Source organism: Spirosoma liriopis, assembly GCF_023196085.1.
In the GTDB taxonomy this organism is placed as follows: domain Bacteria; phylum Bacteroidota; class Bacteroidia; order Cytophagales; family Spirosomataceae; genus Spirosoma; species Spirosoma oryzicola.
This window is the reverse complement of sequence record NZ_JALPRF010000002.1, coordinates 1,635,817-1,654,799: the sequence shown is the minus strand read 5'-3', so window position 1 is coordinate 1,654,799 and position 18,983 is coordinate 1,635,817. Positions and strand designations below refer to the sequence as shown.

At 49.5% G+C, this 18,983-nt stretch carries 19 protein-coding genes; 10 read left to right on the top strand and 9 right to left on the bottom strand.

Features of this window, described 5'->3' with window-relative positions; all coding sequences use genetic code 11:
• Positions 1-149: 149 nt before the first annotated feature.
• Positions 150-839, bottom strand: a complete 690-nt coding sequence (locus M0L20_RS15850) for a M15 family metallopeptidase (protein WP_248477903.1) — start codon at positions 837-839, stop codon at positions 150-152.
• Between the two features lie 109 nt (positions 840-948).
• On the opposite strand from M0L20_RS15850, the gene M0L20_RS15845 reads away from it, so the two are divergent.
• On the top strand, positions 949-2,184 hold the full coding sequence (locus M0L20_RS15845; RefSeq protein WP_232561889.1) for a nucleoside recognition domain-containing protein: 1,236 nt from the start codon (positions 949-951) through the stop codon (positions 2,182-2,184).
• 60 nt (positions 2,185-2,244) lie between these two features.
• Positions 2,245-2,424, top strand: coding sequence for a hypothetical protein (locus M0L20_RS15840; protein WP_232561888.1), 180 nt, complete (start codon positions 2,245-2,247; stop codon positions 2,422-2,424).
• On the opposite strand, the gene M0L20_RS15835 is transcribed toward M0L20_RS15840, so the two are convergent.
• Positions 2,421-3,074 (bottom strand): DUF1345 domain-containing protein, encoded by a 654-nt coding sequence (locus tag M0L20_RS15835; RefSeq protein ID WP_232561887.1) that lies wholly within the window; start codon positions 3,072-3,074, stop codon positions 2,421-2,423. The genes M0L20_RS15840 and M0L20_RS15835 overlap by 4 nt on opposite strands.
• 145 nt (positions 3,075-3,219) lie before the next feature.
• Here M0L20_RS15835 and M0L20_RS15830 point away from each other — a divergent pair, with 145 nt between their 5' ends.
• From M0L20_RS15830 to argH, 4 genes are all read left to right on the top strand, one after another.
• Positions 3,220-4,473 carry an MFS transporter gene (locus M0L20_RS15830; RefSeq protein WP_248477902.1) on the top strand — a complete coding sequence of 418 codons (1,254 nt, stop codon included), beginning with the start codon at positions 3,220-3,222 and terminating at the stop codon, positions 4,471-4,473.
• Positions 4,474-4,540: 67 nt separating this feature from the next.
• Positions 4,541-6,631, top strand: coding sequence for a glycoside hydrolase family 97 protein (locus M0L20_RS15825; protein WP_248477901.1), 2,091 nt, complete (start codon positions 4,541-4,543; stop codon positions 6,629-6,631).
• 50 nt (positions 6,632-6,681) lie between these two features.
• Positions 6,682-7,236, top strand: a complete 555-nt coding sequence (locus M0L20_RS15820) for a pyridoxamine 5'-phosphate oxidase family protein (protein WP_248477900.1) — start codon at positions 6,682-6,684, stop codon at positions 7,234-7,236.
• Between the two features lie 117 nt (positions 7,237-7,353).
• Positions 7,354-8,688: an argininosuccinate lyase gene (gene argH / locus M0L20_RS15815; RefSeq protein WP_248477899.1), complete on the top strand. Its 1,335-nt coding sequence runs from the start codon at positions 7,354-7,356 to the stop codon at positions 8,686-8,688.
• Positions 8,689-8,847: 159 nt separating this feature from the next.
• On the opposite strand, the gene M0L20_RS15810 is transcribed toward argH, so the two are convergent.
• Positions 8,848-9,714: an SMP-30/gluconolactonase/LRE family protein gene (locus M0L20_RS15810; RefSeq protein ID WP_248477897.1), complete on the bottom strand. Its 867-nt coding sequence runs from the start codon at positions 9,712-9,714 to the stop codon at positions 8,848-8,850.
• Between the two features lie 195 nt (positions 9,715-9,909).
• Here M0L20_RS15810 and M0L20_RS15805 point away from each other — a divergent pair, with 195 nt between their 5' ends.
• Positions 9,910-10,119 carry a hypothetical protein gene (locus M0L20_RS15805; RefSeq protein WP_248477896.1) on the top strand — a complete coding sequence of 70 codons (210 nt, stop codon included), beginning with the start codon at positions 9,910-9,912 and terminating at the stop codon, positions 10,117-10,119.
• 98 nt (positions 10,120-10,217) lie between these two features.
• Here M0L20_RS15805 and M0L20_RS15800 read toward each other — a convergent pair whose 3' ends face one another.
• Complete coding sequence (locus M0L20_RS15800) at positions 10,218-11,471, bottom strand: MFS transporter (RefSeq protein ID WP_232561880.1); 1,254 nt, start codon at positions 11,469-11,471, stop codon at positions 10,218-10,220.
• A gap of 87 nt (positions 11,472-11,558) precedes the next feature.
• Here M0L20_RS15800 and M0L20_RS15795 point away from each other — a divergent pair, with 87 nt between their 5' ends.
• Positions 11,559-12,224, top strand: a complete 666-nt coding sequence (locus tag M0L20_RS15795) for a phosphoribosylanthranilate isomerase (protein ID WP_248477895.1) — start codon at positions 11,559-11,561, stop codon at positions 12,222-12,224.
• 69 nt (positions 12,225-12,293) lie between these two features.
• On the opposite strand, the gene M0L20_RS15790 is transcribed toward M0L20_RS15795, so the two are convergent.
• The gene (locus M0L20_RS15790) at positions 12,294-12,716 is read right to left on the bottom strand and encodes an Hsp20/alpha crystallin family protein (protein WP_248477894.1); all 423 of its coding nucleotides are present in this window, start codon (positions 12,714-12,716) and stop codon (positions 12,294-12,296) included.
• A gap of 340 nt (positions 12,717-13,056) precedes the next feature.
• Between M0L20_RS15790 and M0L20_RS15785 the strand changes: the two genes are divergently transcribed.
• A complete protein-coding gene (locus tag M0L20_RS15785) occupies positions 13,057-14,394 on the top strand; it encodes a tetratricopeptide repeat protein (protein ID WP_248477893.1) in 1,338 nt (445 codons plus the stop codon).
• Positions 14,395-14,452: 58 nt separating this feature from the next.
• Here M0L20_RS15785 and M0L20_RS15780 read toward each other — a convergent pair whose 3' ends face one another.
• Entirely contained in the window at positions 14,453-15,223 is a 771-nt protein-coding gene (locus M0L20_RS15780; RefSeq protein WP_248477892.1) for an AMP nucleosidase, read from the bottom strand.
• A gap of 79 nt (positions 15,224-15,302) precedes the next feature.
• Between M0L20_RS15780 and M0L20_RS15775 the strand changes: the two genes are divergently transcribed.
• Positions 15,303-15,746 (top strand): type I restriction enzyme HsdR N-terminal domain-containing protein, encoded by a 444-nt coding sequence (locus M0L20_RS15775; protein ID WP_248477891.1) that lies wholly within the window; start codon positions 15,303-15,305, stop codon positions 15,744-15,746.
• Positions 15,747-15,827: 81 nt separating this feature from the next.
• On the opposite strand, the gene M0L20_RS15770 is transcribed toward M0L20_RS15775, so the two are convergent.
• From M0L20_RS15770 to M0L20_RS15760, 3 genes are read right to left on the bottom strand one after another with little or no spacing between them, the layout of a single operon-like run.
• A complete protein-coding gene (locus M0L20_RS15770) occupies positions 15,828-16,433 on the bottom strand; it encodes a YceI family protein (protein ID WP_232561874.1) in 606 nt (201 codons plus the stop codon).
• 53 nt (positions 16,434-16,486) lie between these two features.
• Entirely contained in the window at positions 16,487-16,942 is a 456-nt protein-coding gene (locus tag M0L20_RS15765; protein WP_232561873.1) for a MarR family winged helix-turn-helix transcriptional regulator, read from the bottom strand.
• A gap of 60 nt (positions 16,943-17,002) precedes the next feature.
• Entirely contained in the window at positions 17,003-18,940 is a 1,938-nt protein-coding gene (locus M0L20_RS15760) for a BamA/TamA family outer membrane protein (protein ID WP_232562813.1), read from the bottom strand.
• Between the last annotated feature and the right edge of the window lie 43 nt (positions 18,941-18,983).

Genomic DNA, 18,983 nt, shown 5'->3' with positions numbered 1-18,983 from the left:
TTATGTAAAGCTACTGTAAACTTGCCTGTTCCATTTTAAGCTATCATTAAAATTATAGACTATATAGACAATGTCATATTACTACTAAAAATATTAACATCCATTAATTTAACAACTTACATTTTTATCAGAAAGAGATTGGCTCCTCGCTAATCGACGATGCGAAAAGCCATTTTTGCTTTCTCCCGCGATAAAGCGTTGAAGTGCCACCACTCAAACTCAATCGGGCTAAAGCCGCCCTGCCTCATTGCTGTTCGCAGAATTTGCCGATTATCGATTTGTTTCTGTGTTAGCTTCCCGGCTTTCAGCAATTCGTTTTCACGCGATGGATACGCCAGCTCACCGAAGAAGTCATACTTGGTACCCATATCGAGTGGCTTACCGTCTTTCGTCGCGACGGTCAGATCAACGGCACATCCGTAGTTGTGAATGGACCCTTTTCGCGGATCGGCTACGTACTTCTGACGTTCGTTTTCGGTCATGTTGGGCAATGCATTCCAGAGATTCCACTGGGCCGAACGCGGACGGGCCGCGTCGTACACCAGCAGCCGCAGGTCGGGGTGTTTGCTTTGCAGGTATTGGCTGGCACTAGCTAGTTTTTTAGCCGCCATCGGCTGCATGTACGCCCGCGTCAAATCGCCATACACGTCTTTACCGACGAAATTATCAGTCGTTGAGTATTTGAGTTCGACTAGAATGGTCGGGTCAATTTTCTGAACATCGACCAACCCCTGTTTGATCATAGCCTGTTCAACCTCCTGAGCCGCAGCGTCAGTAGAAAAAACTAGAGCAGCTATAACGGACAGGGAAAAAGCGAGGTGAGCGACGAAGAAACGCATCGTTTTTTTGGTTATTGGTCCTGAATCGTGAATTTTAAGCCTAAATAACAAAAATCTACCGACTGCTCCGGCAATCGGCTTTAATCAATCCCTTGTCTTACCCTGTTACATGGCCTTAAACTACATCTGGGTTGCCTTTTTTGTCATTGCCTTTCTGGTTGCGCTGGCTAAGCTCATTTTTCTGGGTGATACCGAAATTTTTAAAGTGATAGTCGAAGGGTTGTTCGACTCTTCGAAAGTGGCCGTTATGGACATCGCCCTACCCCTGGCGGGCGTCATGACATTTTTTCTGGGCTTGCTGAACATTGGCGAGAAAGCCGGGGCCATCAATCTGCTGGCCCGCGTTATTGGTCCGTTTTTTAACAAACTCTTTCCCGAAGTCCCGAAAGATCACCCCGCCAACGGGCAGATGATCATGAATTTCTCGGCTAACATGCTGGGGCTGGACAATGCCGCTACTCCTTTCGGTCTGAAAGCAATGGCGAGCCTTCAGGAATTGAATCCCAGTAAAGACACGGCCTCCAACGCCCAGATCATGTTTCTGGTGCTTCACACCTCTGGCTTACAGATTATTCCGCTCAGTGTGATGGCGCAACGGGCGATCCTGGGTGCTACCGATCCGTCAGACATCTTTATCCCCTGCGTAATCGGCACGTACGTAACCACGGTGGTAGCCATGATAGCCGTAGGTATCAAGCAACGCATCGACCTATTGAATAGCACGGTACTGGGCTGGCTAGGGGGCATTACGACCCTGATCGCTCTGGCCCTGTGGTTTCTAGCGGGCAGACCCAAAGAAGAAATCGAAACCATCTCGAAAGTATTTGGCAACGGCCTTTTGCTGACGATCATCGTCGCTTTTCTGCTGGGCGCGATCCGGAAAAAAGTACCCATTTTCGAAACATTTATCGAAGGGGCTAAAGGTGGTTTCGAAACAACGGTAAAGATCATCCCGTATCTGGTGGGTATGCTGGTCGCAATCGGCGTATTCCGCAATGCGGGGGCTATGGACTACCTCGTTGGTGGCTTGAAATATCTATTTGCCCTTACCGGCATGAACACCGACTTTACCGATGCGCTGCCCGTGGCCCTGATGAAACCGCTGAGTGCTTCGGGAGCCAGAGCGCTCATGATCGACGCCATGAAACAGTTCGGACCCGATTCGTTCGTGGGGCGGCTGGTTTGCATCTTTCAGGGTTCGGCGGATACGACGTTTTACATCGTTGCGCTGTACTTTGGCTCGGTCGGCATCCGCAACTCACGTCATGCGATTCCGTATGGTTTATTTGCCGATCTGGTGGGCGTCATCGCCGGTATTGCCCTCGGTTATTTCTTTTTTCACTGAGCTAAAAGCCAGACGACGGTGTTATACACCTAAACAGTACGACTCAACAAACGAATCCGCATGAACATTACGCAAGTCCGCGAGCACCTGCACCGACTGATTGATGAAGTTGATGATATTTACGTCTTGAATGGTCTTTACCGTACCTTACTTTCTGACAAACGGCAGCGTGAAGATTACGAGAAAGAGCAGCAGGAGAAAGCACAACGGCAAAGCCGATCCGGTGGACGAGCCCGTTAAAGCTTTCCTGAGAGTCCGCCAACCGTCAGGGCAATAATGACGGTGTTAAACAAAAACGATAGTATTCCGTGGGCCAGCGCTGTTCGTCGTACACGCTTAGCGCTGATAGCCACGTCCGATACCTGACTAGTCATACCAATGACAAAGCTGAAATAGGCAAAATCCAGGTAGTCCGGTTCAGAGTCATTCGGAAACTCCAATCCGCCGGGACGCTTTTTCTGTTCAGGATCATCGCCGTAGAACTGGTGCGCGTAGCGAAGCGTAAAAAGCGTATGCAATAACGTCCAGGAACTGGCCACGGCCAGAACTGATAATGTAACGCTCCGGCTCTGATTCGCTTTATCCATCGAATCCAGCAACGCAAATACCGCGAACAAACTGGCTACGGCGGCTGTAATGGCGAATACCAGAATCAGCGTTCGACTGGAATCCTCCAGACGCGATAACCGGGGTAGATCACGGGGATGCGCAATGAAAATAGTCAGCCACATCAACAGCAGCAAGGTCAGGGCAAATGCGATCCAGACAATAATCAGGGTGGCAGCCCCCTTAACCGTTGGCGGTACTAGAAAATAAGTGATAAAAGCAACGGTAAGGCCAATCATTAGTCGGTGATTGGCTTCAAAACGAGTGATTCTTTCCAGAAACATGGATTAGGGGCAAGCGATAAGCGTAGTACGGTACGTGTTTTTGATGGTATAACTCTAAAATTCACGAATCGCTTTTCTGAATAACAAGCCGACGGAGATTTTGTCGGATGTTCGCCCGCGTATAGATTCGTCGTACTTTCGCGCTATGTTCCAGGCCTCCCTTCGACTCTACAGGAATGCGTATCAAGGATTAGCGCCATCGGTATGGCTACTGGCGGGTGTTATGCTTATCAACCGATGTGGCACGATGGTACTGCCTTTTCTGACGCTTTACCTGACGCAGCATCTGCACTATTCTGTTGCTGACGCGGGTATCGTCATGGCGGTTTACGGCATGGGCGCTTTTGTCGGTACTTTTCTGGGCGGGCGGCTAACCGACCGGTTTGGATTTTATTATGTCCAGTTATTCAGTCTGCTGTTCAGCGGTTTTTTTCTGCTGATGCTTCAGCTGGTTACGGGTTTTTATGCGCTCTGCGGAAGCGTCTTTATTTTTACCTTATTCGGCGATTCGTTTCGCCCGGCCAATCAGGCGGCTATTGCCCATTATTCCGATGCGGATACGCGCACCCGCGCTTTCTCACTCAACCGATTAGCCATTAATCTGGGCTGGGCGGTTGGTGGCGGTCTGGGTGGCTGGATTGCCGGCATCGATTACAACCTTCTTTTCTGGGCCGACGGATTAACCTGTCTGCTGGCAACGGTTGTCCTTTGGTTGAATCTGCCCGCTCCCGATAACGCATCGACCTTCAGCGTTACCAAAACCATGCGCCCTGACGCCGACAAATCGGGTTTGGTCAGCTCGCCCTACCGGGACACGGTATTTATTGCCTTCATGGTGTGCGCAGCTTTGTATCTGATTGTGTTCATGCAGTTGTTCTCTGTTGTGCCGCTGTTTTTCAAACAGGTTCTGCACATGACAGAAGGCAAAATCGGCGCACTGATGGCGCTCAACGGGGTCATTATTGTCGTTGTCGAAATGGCGTTGGTCTACAGTGTTGAGCAGCAGAAATGGAAAAAAGTCAATCTGATTGTCGGGGGCATCGTGCTCACCTCGATTGCCTACGCATCGCTGACTTTATTGGAGGCTACGGGCTTGTCCATACTGACGGCGACCCTGTTTTTTATCGTGCTCGTCACGCTTAGCGAAATGCTCGTTATGCCTTTTATTCAGTCGTTTACCGTCGAGCGATCTACCCCATCGACACGCGGGCAGTACCTGGCGCTGTATTCAATGGCGGGGGCACTGGCTCAGACGACGGCCCCGGCTTTTGGCTCGCAAATGATCGCTCATTTCAACTTTTCCACTCACTGGTTGGCCGTCACCGGTATTAGTTTGCTGGCTGCTGGCGGCTTCTGGATTTTAGGCCAACGTTTGCCGGCGAGTTCAGCGAACAAATAGGATTTTCGGCGAAATTTCAACTACTTGTTTTTGCGTTGATACGTTCGTTGTCTTACCCCTATTCCCTATGATATCTACCTATACAGTCAAGTATTTGTTACTCGTTGCAGCACTTATTTCCTTACCAAAAAGTATACATGCACAACCCGTAACCTCGATTACGTCGCCCGACAAGTCCATTACCTTAACCATTCGCAACACGCAGACAGGCGCGGTCAACTACCAGCTTGCGTACAAAGGCAAGTCTGTTATTGAACCCTCTGGTCTTGGTTTCAGCCTTAGTAAACCGAAAGCAACGCTGAACCGCTTCACCATCGTAGCGGCAGACACATCGACGACGGACGAAACCTGGCAACCGGTTTGGGGCGAAACCAACCGGATTCGCAATCATTACAAAGAACTGCTGCTGACGTTACAGGATAAAACCGATTCGGGTATTCAGTTGCGGGTGCGTTTTCGAGTCTTTAACGACGGCATGGGCTTCCGCTATGAGTTTCCTCCCCAGCAAGCCCTGACGCACTTTGTCGTAGCCGATGAGTTAACCCAATTCACGCTCTCGGCTGACCACAAAACGTTCTGGATGCCGGGTGATTACGATTCCAATGAGTATCTCTACAACACCACCAAACTAAGCGAGGTAGATGCAGTAACAGCCGCTGACCGAGAGAAAGATACGGCCCTCAAGTCAGTGATTGGCCCCAAGGCGGTGCAGACACCGTTGCTGTTCAAGACGGCAGACGGCCTGTACATCAGCCTCTACGAAGCGGCTTTGCTCAATTATCCGGTCATGCACCTTCAGCTCGACAAAAAGACGCGAACCCTGACGGCTCAACTGGTACCCGATGCCGTGGGCAATAAAGCCTATCTTCAGACGCCGACTCAGACGCCCTGGCGAACCATCCTGGTTAGTGACAAAGCCGCTGATTTGCTAACTTCCAAGCTGATTATGAACCTGAACGAATCCTCCAAAATCGGTGATTCGTCCTGGATAAAGCCGCAGAAATTTGTGGGTATGTGGTGGGAAATGCACATCGGTAAAGCGACCTGGGAAAAGGCGGGCGGCAAACACGGAGCAAATACGCAGAACGTTAAAAAATACATTGACTTTGCAGCCAAATACGGCTTTGACGGTGTTCTGGTCGAAGGCTGGAACGTCGGCTGGGAAGATTGGTTCGGCAACTGGAAAGAAGACGTTTTTGATTTTGTTACGCCCTACCCCGATTACAACCTGGACTCGCTGGTACGCTACGCTCGCGGCAAAGGCGTACGCATCATTATGCACCACGAAACGTCCGGCTCCGTCACGAACTACGAACGTCGGATGGACGCGGCCTACCAGTACATGGTCAAGCACGACATCAACACGCTCAAGACGGGATACGTGGGCCGCATCATTCCCCGTGGTGAACACCACGACGGCCAATGGATGATCAATCACTACCAACGGGTTGCCGAAAAAACGGCGCAGTACAAGATCATGCTGGATTCCCACGAGTCGGCCCACCCGACGGGTCTGCACCGTACGTACCCGAACTGGATGGCTAGCGAAGCGGCCAGGGGCAGCGAATTTAATAACGCGCCAACGTTGGGCATCACACCCGAACACACAACGATTTTACCATTTACGCGGCTATTGGGCGGGCCAATGGATTTTACGCCGGGTCTGTTTCGCTTCCGGCTCAATCAGTTCGACAGCACACGCACGCAGCAGGTTCGCACTACCCTGGCTAAACAGCTGGCTTTGTATGTGACATTGTACAGCCCGTTGCAAATGGTAGCGGACTTACCGGAAAACTACGAAAAACACGTGGACGCGTTTCAGTTTATCCGGGATGTGCCGGTCGATTGGGACGACACCAAAATACTCGCAGCCGAACCCGGCGATTACATCCTGATGGCTCGTAAAGAGAAAGGAAAGAACAGCTGGTTTGTGGGCGGTATTACCGACGAGAACAGCCGCGACCTATCCGTCAACTTAAATTTTCTGGACCCCGGAAGTTCGTACGAAGCCGTCATCTACCGTGATGCCGCCGATGCTGACTGGGACAAAAACCCGGAAGCGTACACCATCGAACGAAAAAAAGTTACGGCCAAAACAAACCTGTCGATTCACTTGGCCAAGGGCGGTGGCTGTGCAATTCAGCTGATCAAGAAATAAGATTATTTACTTCGTAAGAGCCAATCAAACCAGGATACACCAACGCAGTCATGGGTAAATTTCACGATTCCATCAAGCCCGCCCATCGGGAATTCATTGGCAAACAGCATATTTATTTTGTCAGTACCGCTCCGCTAAGCGCCGATGGGCACGTCAATCTATCACCAAAAGGACTTGATTCATTCCGGGTCCTTTCAGAGAATAAGGTCGCTTACATGGATTTGATCAGTAGCGGCAACGAAACGTCGGCGCACACGCTCGAAAACGGACGGATCACCCTTATGTTCTGCTCGTTCGACGGTGCGCCCAACATTCTCCGGCTCTACGGAAAAGGGTCTACTGTGTTGCCCGGTACGGACGAATGGGATGTGTACGCTCCGCATTTTACCATACTGCCCAGTACCCGCCAGATCATTGTTGCCGATATCAGTTTGGTTCAAACGTCCTGCGGTTTTGGTGTTCCGCTCTACGACTACGCCGGGGAGCGCGATGTGCATTTCAAATGGGCGGAAACAAAAGGAGCCGACGGACTTCAGGAATACATGCAGGAGAAAAACCTCGTTAGTCTCGATGGTTTGCCAACCAGCCTGGGCTTAAAACAATAAGACGGCAACCATCCGGTAACCAACTTTCTTTACGAACTTTGCGGGACTTTTGAAGCGGGCAACGATTCGGGTGTTTACCTGGTTTAGCCGCTCTTTTCGCTTATTAACTCATTCATTTTGAAACTCTGGCAGAAAGAAGGCGTCTCTACCGCCGAACAGATTGAGCGTTTTACGGTCGGACGGGATCGTGAAATGGATTTATACCTTGCGCCTTTCGATGTACTGGGTAATCTGGCACACGCGCAGATGCTTGAGACGATTGGCCTGCTCACGGATCAGGAACTGAGCTTGCTTACCGCCGAATTGAAAACGATCTACCGCGCCATTGAAGCGGGAAAGTTCGTCATCGAAGACGGTATTGAAGACGTACACTCGCAGGTCGAACTTTTGCTAACCCGCACGCTGGGGAACGTCGGGAAGAAAATACACTCGGGCCGGTCTCGTAACGACCAGGTGCTGGTTGACCTGAAGCTCTTTACGCGGGATCGACTGTGGCGGGTTACGCAGGCTACGCACCGCGTGTTCAACCGGCTTATCAGTCTCTCGGAACAGCATAAAAACGATTTACTTCCCGGCTACACGCATCTGCAAATCGCCATGCCCTCGTCGTTTGGGTTGTGGTTTGGGGCCTACGCCGAAGCGCTGGCCGACGATACGTTAACCTTACAAACCGCTTACCGACTCGCTAACCGCAACCCTCTGGGATCGGGCGCAGGCTACGGGTCGTCCTTTCCACTCGACCGGTCTCTCACGACCGAACTGCTGGGCTTCGAAGGAATGCACGTCAATGTGGTTTATGCGCAGATGAGCCGGGGTAAAACCGAGCAAACGGCTCTGACCGCGCTGGCAGCCGTCGCATCGACAATTTCGCGTATGGCTATGGACATCTGCCTGTACAACAGCCAGAACTTTGGTTTCCTGACGCTACCGGATGCGCTCACAACGGGCAGCAGCATCATGCCACACAAGAAAAACCCCGACGTAGCCGAACTGTTACGGGCCAAAACGAACCGGCTAAAAGCGCTACCGATGGAAGTAACGCTGGTTATGAGTAACCTACCGTCGGGCTATCACCGCGACATGCAGCTGTTGAAGGAAATCCTGATGCCTGCTTTCGACGAACTGCTTGACTGCCTGGAGATCACCGATTTTATGCTGGAACATATTCAGGTAAAAACAAACCTGCTTGACGATTCCAAGTATGATCTGCTGTTCAGCGTTGAGCGGGTCAACGAACTGGTTTTGCAGGGCGTTCCTTTCCGCGAGGCTTATCAGACAGTCGGTAAAGAAATTGCGGAGCACACCTATGCGCCACCCCGTACGCTTCATCATACGCACGAGGGTAGCATTGGCAATCTGGGTACCGGACTGATTATCGCCCAGATGGAAACCGCGCTGGCGGGCTTTGGTGCCGACCGGGCCCAGGCAGCCATCGAACAGCTACTTCATTAAGAAAACCGGAGCCAGTTGGCTCCGGTTTTTTAACAAGCCTCTAAAGGAAGAGGCTGTCTAAATTTTGTCCTGACGAACCAAAATGAGTACTTTTTGTCATCCCGAAGATCCCCGCTCCTCGGGATGACAAAAAAGTATAGTCTTTCAAATTATGGCTATCTACTTTTCAAGCCGATAAGCGACGAGTTTGTTCTTGAAAAAAGTGGGAACAATTAACAGCTTCTCTTTAGGAATATACTCAATATCAGCCGCATTGACTTTATCGGAGCGTGTATCCAGAAGCTGTTGCTTGGTACCATCGGCGCTCACGTGAAAGACTTGGCCGCTCCAATCGGACACGATAAAGTTGCCTTTTCCTTCTGGCACGATTCCATCGGTATTCGCCATGCCATCGGCGACGGTCTTCATGGTTTTCGTATTTAGATCCAGCGTTCGTAATGCGCCAATTTTGGTACTGCCCACCATAAGCCGGTCTTTCCCAACTGCCAGTACCCCATTGGGTTTGTTGAGTTGTTCGCCTTCCATAAACACTTCCCACTTGTCATCTTTCAACCGATACAGCTTATCGGCGCGGCTATCCGATACGTAAACGGTTCCATCTTTATCAACCGTTACGTCGTTCAGAAAGGCTCCTTTGCCAACGGCATCCCAGGTTTTTTCCGCCTGCCCATTCTCGGTATTGATAGCCACCAGCCGGTATACGTCCGTCACATACAACCTATTTTTATACAATCCCATGCCCTTAGGCGCATTCAGTCCAGAGGTCCAGTGCAGATTTTCTATCTTACCGTCCAGTGACACTTTTGAAATAAACCCGCTTCCGTCAAGCGAATCCGACTTTCCGTCAATATTAGCGACGTAGAGGGTGCTTTTACCATCGTACAGAACCGATTCAGGTGTTCGTAACGTCGTATCTGTTTCCCATACCTTAACCAGCTTAACGGGTTTAGGACGAGCGGCAGGCGTTAAAGCCAGAAGAAGCACTCCGACGTACAGGGCTAGTGAAAAAAGCAGAATTCTTTTCATATGCGCGTTGATAATCAGGGGATTTATAGTTTTAAAAAAATTTAGTTGTAAGATAGCGGGGTCAAAGCTCGTTTATGACTTGTACCAAGTAGAAACAATATAATTATTCTAACTGTCTGTTAGCTACCCTTTTCCTTTTGTAAAACAATATAAAACCGAGGCTGTTTAGAATCTCGCACGCTAAAAACAAAGGCAATGGAAAATTACCAACCCCGCGCTTCTCAGGTGCAACCTCTTGTTGGACAATTGAAAGAAAGCATCCGCGATATGGTTCAACTGCAACGTGACTATCAGTTGCCCGACGAACTATTCTGGGAAATTTTTAACACGCGCGTCCTTCTCAATGAGCAGATTGACATGACCGCGTTGATTGGTGACAGTAATAAGTACGCAGCCCCCCGCTAACGCTCTTGTACAAAGCAAACGCACTCGCCCGATTACCCGTCAACGACCAGTAATCAGGCGAGTGCTTTCGTGTTTAACCGACTTCTCAGCTGCTGTTTTTAACTCAATCGTACAGCGAACAACTCTTTCGATTTAGCGTATACGTACACGACCACAAAGAGTGTAACGACCCCTCCCAACGCTACCGACGGTACAGTGCCCAGCAAGCGAGCCAACAAGCCCGATTCGAAAGCGCCTATCTCATTGGATGAACTAACGAAGATACCGTTAACAGCCGCCACACGACCACGCATGTGATCGGGCGGGAAGATTTGTAGAATTGTTTGGCGAATAATCACACTCACACTGTCAAACGCGCCCGTCAGCGCCAGCATAATTAGTGACAGGTAAAAATTCGTCGATAACGAGAAGACGATGGTTGTAATCCCAAAACCAGCAACGGCAAATAACATGTTTCGCCACGCGTTATGGGTTGGTGGATATTTTGTCATGAAAGCCATCGTCGTCAGCGCACCAATGGAGGGAGCCGCCCGCAGAAACCCTAAGCCTTCAGCACCCACTTTCAGAATGTCTTCGGCAAAAACGGGTAGAATAGCCACCACTCCGCCGAAAAGCACCGAAAACAAATCAAGCGAAATGGCGTAAAGCACAATCGGCGTTTTAAACACAAACCGAAATCCTTCGCCCAGGCTCTCGCGAAATCCCTGCGTGGGTGCATTGGTAACGGGTACAGGCTTCGACTCGATCAGGCTAATCAAAAACAGGCAAACAGCGAAAAGACCGATGACAACGATCAGCGTGTTGTCGAAGCCAACCCAACTGTATATAAAACCAGCCAGACCCGGCCCTACGATTGCGCCAGCCTGCCAGGCCGAACTGCTCCAGGTCGCCGAGTTAGCGTATAATTCGCGGGGTACCAAAAACGGTTTCAGCGACGAACTAGCCGGTGAGTAAAATCCCTTGGCCGTACCAATCAGCATCAATACACCATAGATAGTCGCCAATCGTGCGGTTTGCGATAATCCGGCAACTACAGACGGTCGAAAGACAAGGTACAGGATTACGGAGCCTAACACGATTACGAGCGAACTCCACTGTAAAATACGTTTCTTATCGTAACGGTCGGCCAGATGCCCTCCAAAAAGCGACAGGGCAATAAATGGAATGGCTTCGGCCAAACCCACCAGACCCAAAGCTAGGGGATCGTGCGTTGTCTTGTACAATTCGTAGCCTAAAATAACTTCCTGAATGAGCAACGTAACCGTCATCAGAAAGCTATTCATGACAAAATAGCGGAAATCAGGAATACGGAGGGATGCGTAGGTATCTGGTCGGGTACTGTCGGAAACCATGTTTTGGGATGCTGATTACCTGATTAACCGATTAAATCCGATTTTTGTCCCTCCCTTCACCATCAAATTCACAAAACGCAGTACCTCATGGAATCTCCGTTCAGAACACGGATTAAAATCTGTTGCATCAGTAGCCTCGACGAAGCTCGATTAGCCGTTCGGCTCGGTGCCGACGCGTTGGGTCTGGTTGGTCGAATGCCCAGCGGTCCCGGTGTCGTAGCGGATACGTTAGCCGCCCAGATTGTTCAGGCAACGCCCCCACCCGTAGCCACGTTTATGCTCACTAGCGAAACAAACACGGCAGACGTTATTGCCCATCAACAGCGTGTAGGAGCCAATACCATCCAGTTGGTTGACGCCATACCACCCGAAACCTACGCTCAGTTGCGTGCGACCTTGCCCGCGATCAAACTGGTGCAGGTCATTCACGTCATTGATGAGAAAAACATTGACGAAGCCTTACTGGCCGTTCAGCACGGAGCCGACGCCTTGCTGCTCGACTCTGGCAATCCCAATCTGGCTGTCAAGGAACTGGGCGGTACCGGACGAGTGCATAACTGGGCGGTGAGCCGTCGAATCGTTGAACAGTCGCCCGTGCCGGTTTTTCTGGCGGGCGGACTAAGCATCGACAACGTCCGAAAAGCGGTTGAAACGGTACAGCCGTTTGGTCTTGATATTTGCAGTGGCGTTCGGACAAATGGCCAGTTGGACGCCTACAAACTGGAAGCCTTCGTACGGCTCCTGATCGGATAAAAAAACTGGGGAGCCGGTCGCCCAATCAGCTACCAACTCCCCAGTTCTCTTCTGTATTTGCCTACTCAATTAAGCAATGCTAATTTCTTTCACAAGCTTTTCTTCTTTCACTTCCACTTTGGGTAATTCAACCGTCAGGATACCATTCGAGTAGGTAGCTGCGATGGCGTCGGCGTTCACCGTTTTAGGCAGACGGAAGCTCCGCTCGAAGGCACTGAAACCAAACTCGTGCCGGGTGAATTTTTGGGTTGTTTCTTCTGCTTTTTGCTCAGGTTTATAAGCGATTGTCAGCGTATTATTTTCTACGTTGATTTTCAGATCTTCTTTTTTCAAACCTGGAGCAGCTAATTCAAGCTGATAGCCAGCTTCAACTTCCTTCACGTTCACAGCAGGAACATTCGGATTTACGTTTTGGTACCGGTTGATGACTGGACGACCGTAGAAAGGGTTAAAGAAAGTTGGGATGCGGTTATATCGAACTAAAGTTGCCATGTTTTTCTGTTGTTTGAGTTGTCTTCTATCGAATACATACGGATATAGACAAACAATGTACCAATCCGAAATAGCAAAATATAGCAGACAAAATGACACAATATTGATTAAAACCCTAAAATGCAAATGACATATTGTCATAAAAAATTAATCCTTATAGACATACAGCCTCTATTTTGGCAGTTTATTCCGTAAGCAGGCCACTATCCCACCAATCCTATAGTCTTGACTAACAATAATTTAACGCTAATTTTTCTTGTCCTATCTAGTAACATCACTTAAATTTATGACCAGATACATGTAAGTATACTCACCACATTTTATCTTGTACTTATTTTTTATGAAGCGACTTCTTCTGCCGCTAGGAACCTTATTGCTTGCTGGTTTTACACTTACCGCATCCGCCCAGCAAACTGCCGTCGACTTTTTCGAGAATGGAATCGGGAAAAGTAAATCGGGCGACTTCACCGGTGCTCTCCAAGCCTTTAGCATGGCCATCACGATGAACCCCGAAAATGCACCCAGCTACTACAATCGGGGACTGGCCAAAGCCAATCTCAAAGATCACCGGGGGGCCATTCTGGACTACGACCGGGCTATCGAACTAAACGGTAAAGATGCGATGGCCTACCTAAGCCGGGGCGTTAGCAAAAGCAAACAGGAAGACCACCGGGCTGCGCTACTTGACTTCAGCCGCGCCATCGAACTGAACCCCGACGACCCACAGGCTTATTACAACCGGGGCGTCAGCCGGAGCCGGATTGACCAGTACCGGGGCGCACTAGCCGATTTTACGAAAACGCTGGAACTCGATCCGGCCAATGTTCAGGTGTACTACGCCCGAGGCATCACCAAGCAAAAACTCAATGATTTTTCGAGTAGCCTTGCCGACTTCACGAAGGTTATTGACATGACTCCCAAACGCTCCCAGGCTTATGCCGGACGGGGTGTGTCGAAAGTTGAGCTTAATGACTTTACCGGAGCCATCGCCGATCTCAACAAAGCAATCGAGTTAAGTCCCGAAGACGCTGAATCGTTTTTCTACCGGGGTTTTGCCAAAGGCAAGCTCGAAGAGTATAAAGGCGCACTGGCCGACTACGACCGCTCGATTGCGCTTAAGAAAGACAATTATAAAGCGTATTATGGCCGGGGTTTCTGCCGTAGTAAACTCGGCGATCAGAAAGGGGCGCTTTTGGATTTCACCCAATCGATTGATATGAACAATACCAACTCCGATACGAAAGTGGTGTACAACACGCGTGTAACCCGGCCTATTCTGGATAATCTCCGGAATCGGGTACAGGATCGGGATCGCATCAACGAACTTTCGCCGGAGCGTTCCGAAGCGTATTTTAGTCGGGGGGTTAGCAAAAACAAACAAGGTGACCAGAAAGGTGCTATTGCTGATCTGAGCAAATCGATTGAATTGAACCCTACTTATGCCGAAGCGTATTTTTCACGGGGTCTGATCAAATCGGCCCAGGGTGACCAGCGGGGAGCGATCACCGACTGTAACGACGCCATCAAGTTAAATCCTCGCTACGGTGAAGCGTTCTATGTACGAGGGCTCATCAAGTACAGCCTGGGCGACGAAAACAGCGGCTGCCTTGACCTTTCCAAAGCTGGCGAAATGGGTTATAGCCCTGCTTATAAAGTCATTAGCGACATTTGCAACTAATTAAAAGCCAGCGCTCACTAGATAAGCGACTGTTGCCTATCTAGTGAGCGCTTTATTCTTATTCGAACCGGAGGTGCTTCACCGAATCGCCGGATGATTCGAGTTCAAGCAGTGCGTCAATGCCAATGTCGAGGTGTTTGTTGACAAACTGCCCCGTCACGCGTTTATCGCTTTCTTCGGTTTTAACGCCTTCCGGCACGAGTGGGTTATCCGACACCAGCAGCAGGGCTCCGTGCGGAATGGAGTTGGCGAAGCCAACGGTGAAAATGGTAGCCGTTTCCATGTCAATCGCCATCGTGCGAATCTCCCGCAGGTAATCTTTGAACACTTCGTCGTGCTCCCAGATACGCCGGTTAGTGGTGTAAACGGTACCGGTCCAATAATCGAGTTCGTACCGTTTGATCGTTGACGAAACCGCTCGCTGCAACCGGAAAGACGGCAGGGCTGGTATTTCGGGACGCATGTAATCATTACTGGTTCCATCACCCCGAATGGCCGCGATCGGTAAGATCAAATCACCGATCTGGGTCTTTTTGAGTCCGCCACACTTTCCCAAAAACAACACAGCTTTCGGATTAACGGCTGACAATAAATCCATGACGGTTGCGGCCATGGGGCTACCCATGCCAAAGTTGATAATCGTAATGTTGTTGGCCGTAGCCGTTTGCATAGCCCGTCCGATACCACTTATTTCTACATCGAACTTTTTGGCGAATAGGTCAACATAATTAATAAAGTTGGTTAGCAGGATATACTCTCCGAATTGCTCAATTGGCGTGCCGGTGTAGCGCGGTAACCAGTTCTGGACGATTTCTTCTTTTGTCTTCATAGTTTTCAATAAGGAGATACCGAATAAGCAAATAACGAATGACACGAAAATTCACCTATTTGCTCACTATCTTTGGGATATGGTTACGCTGAACCTACCCGAGTTTGATTGCAAAATTAAGCAAGTCGACGGTAAACCTTATATTTTCGATTTGTTACGCCGGAAGTATGTTCGTCTATCACCCGAAGAGTGGGTTAGACAGCACATTATCAACCTGCTTCTCACGCATTATGCGTACCCGAAAGCGCTTATTCGTGCCGAAGGTGGCCTGACCCTGAACATGACTCAGAAGCGCACCGATGTCGTGGCATTTGATCGCCAGGGACAGCCCTTCCTGATCGTTGAGTGCAAAGCGCCCCACATCCAACTTACCCAGTCGGTGTTTGATCAGATCGCCCGGTACAATCACGTTCACCGTGCCCCTTATCTGGTTGTTTCGAACGGAATAACTCACTACTGTTGCGGCATCAACCATACCACATCGGAAGTGCAGTTTTTGGATGACTTCCCCGCTTACGTCTGATCATCAGTGGTTTACTTAACCGCACAAAAAACCCGGCATCGCCAGACGCCGGGTTTAATCACTATCAGGTACAAACAGAACTTATTTGTTCGCTACTACTTTCATTTCGATGGTGAAATCGTCGTAGATTGCTTTGTCACCAATGTTTTCGAAGAACGATTTCGAACCATAACGAATGTCGTATTTGGTACGGTCAAGCGTTGCTTTACCATTTGCTTCAACGCCATTGGCAGTAGCCTTAACCGTTGCAGGGAACGTTACAGCGTTCGTGATTCCTTTGATGGTCATGTTACCCGTGATGTCGTACGCATCACCACCTTTTGGGGTTACTTTGGTGATTTTAAAGGTCGACGTTGGGTATTTCGCTGTGTTGAAGAAATCTTCCGACTTCATGTGCCCAATGAACTTCGCATTGTAGCCAGCGTCGGTCAGATCCGTACAAACGATGCTATTCATGTCGAACGAGAAGGTCCCGCCCGTCAGTTTACCACCGTCTACGGCTAGAGAACCATCTGATAATTTAACCGTTCCAGAGTGTTCGCCGGTTACTTTCTTACCGTTCCAGTTCAATACGCTTTTCTGTGTATCTACTTTATATGTAGCTACCTTTTTTGGGCCAACAAAAGCCGAGGTACCGGCCATTACAGCAACTGCAACAAGACCAGCTAAAAATTGACGCGTTTTCATTTGTTTATTTGTTTTTGTTTTGTGGTTGTATGTGTAAGTAAAGGTGATTCTGTTTAAGCCCTTAGTTTGTCGAGTAACTGACTCAAGTAAACTGCTTCTTCTTCGGTAAGCTTGCTTTGGTAGTCAGCGTCCAGTTCGGCCTGATGAACGTCCAGCTGCGTAAGCAGAGCCAGTCCTTTGTCGGTAACAACAACGTCAACGGCCCGGCGGTCACTGGGACATTCGGTCCGCAGCACAAGTTTCTTAGCGACCAATTTGTCAACCAACCGGGACGCATTGGACATTTTGTCGAGCATCCGCTCCGTAATGTCGCTTACCTTAACCGGATTGGGTGACTGCCCGCGTAAGATCCGCAAGACATTATACTGTTGTAAGGTTAACCCAAATGGTTTCAGCAAGCGCATCTGACTATCAGCCATCCAATTGCTGGTATAAATCAGGTTGACCATCACCCGGTGGTAAGGCGTCCTGAATGGAGTTGCTTGCTTAATGTCGGTTTCTATTGACATGGCGCAAATATAATCGATAACATTTAATGTAGCAACATTATATACAATTATAATTGTTCCCTATCGGTATTGAATTAATTGCGGAGCTGCTAAATCGAAGTCTCGGAACCGTAATCCCGATATGCCTTCGAAAGCAATCCGGAGCGGAATAGTATTGTTGGGTATGTTTGGGTAATACGCAAATCGGATCTGAAAACTGTTGAAAGTCAGGTTTTCATTTCGCAATCGAAATCCAATCCCATATCCCTGGTAAACAGGGCTACTTAGGAGCGGTCGCTCAGGAAAGCTAATGAGCCCCAGATTGGCAAATCCGATAAAGGCAATGCGAAATCCCGCCAGGTTTAGTTTCGAGAATAGGATCGTTTCGTAGTTGATCAGCCAGCGGTTCGTGCCGCGTAATGCATCGTTATTGATGCCAATTCCGTCCGTATTAATGCCACTGCCACTGCTGTTGAGCGTAATGTATTCGTTGTCGAACCGATTAATACCAAGGTAAAAGCGGCTGTTAAAAAAGTGTCGCATATTGCCCCATCGGGTTGACAGAAGTGAGCTGAAATAATTTCCTTCCAGCGAGAAAACGCCCTGCTCCATCCGCTGATTACGGATATAGCCACCAATACTCACCAGGGCGTAGAGATACCCCAGCTTACGTAGGTATTTTCCCTGCGAAAAATTTAAGCCCCCGTACTTTCTGGGGCCTAATTCTGCGTTATCAAAACCAGTCACCACGGAGATGGCCTCTCCGACCGGAACGTCTTCGGTGCGCCCGTAACCGTAAATTAGTACATCGCGAACGTATCTTCGTCGTGTGTAGCCGATACTAAACAGCGTTGTGCGGCTATCCTGATAAAGCTGATTGGTATCCGCCGTAACGGTTGGTCTGCGCAAATACTCATAATTGGTGTTGCGTATGGCAAGAATCAATCTTGATCGACCTTTTCGTTCGTCGTCTTTCGCGCTATAAAAGATTCGAAACGACCGCCCAATCCAGGCATCGGAATAATTGTAACTGAGCGGCACAAATAATACGCTGTCGTTGCGGGCCACAAATCGGTTGTTTACCTGCGTATGGTTTAGTTCGATTGACCCGGCATATTTGGTGTCCGGCGTCAGAAAGGGTCGGTACAAGCGAAGGGCAGCCTGCTTCAGGTCGCGCAAATACAGCACTTCGGCCTGAGCGGTCAAAAAAGTTTTGCCAATGAATGGAACGGTATAGCGCCCCTGGTATTCCATCTTCTGGCGCGGATCGGGTCCTGAGTAAGCAACCTGCGCAAACAGTTGATGGCCTAGCCCACGAAAATTTCGTTGTTCAAAACCAACGCTAAACTGATTCAACGCCCCAACGCCACCTGTCGGCGACAGCGACCAGACGTCCTGCGTTATCACATATACGTCAACGAACTGCCGACTTCCGGGACGTGGTAATACCAGAATCCGGGCGTCGTGAAAGATGGATGTCGTTCGTAACAAGCGTTCGTTATCGCGCAGTACCGTCGGGTTCAGCGCATCACCTTCTTTAAAAAGTAGGTAGGATCGACGAATGATGTGTTCGCGGGTATTGGTATGCAGTCGGTTACCCGTTCGTTCAACCCAGTTACCGGGCTTCCGTAGCGTGTCATAAACGGAATGTCCGAACACGCCAAGCCGACGAATGTAAATATCGCCAATAATGCGGCCTTCGTAGGCTTTGAACGGGTTTACTTCGATCTGCTTAACTTCCCCCGTCCGAACCTGGCTGTTGTAAACATCCTGAAAAACAAGGTCATACAACTGACGCGTCAGCCGGTGCTTGTACATTCTTGTTTTCAGGCGATTATAAAAAACGCTGTCTCGCTGCAAGAGTGCGCTGTCGGCAATCGTTGAGATCGTTTTGGTGGCGAGTGAATCGTTTAGTTTTTTCGATACATACCGGGTCGAATCATTCTCTGGTTGACCGATCTGACCATACGCGCCCGCTCCTAGTAATGCGATGCACCAGACCAGCAAACGGCAGGGCATCAGCACTAATAGATTCGGATAGGAGCGGTTCACTGGATGTGTT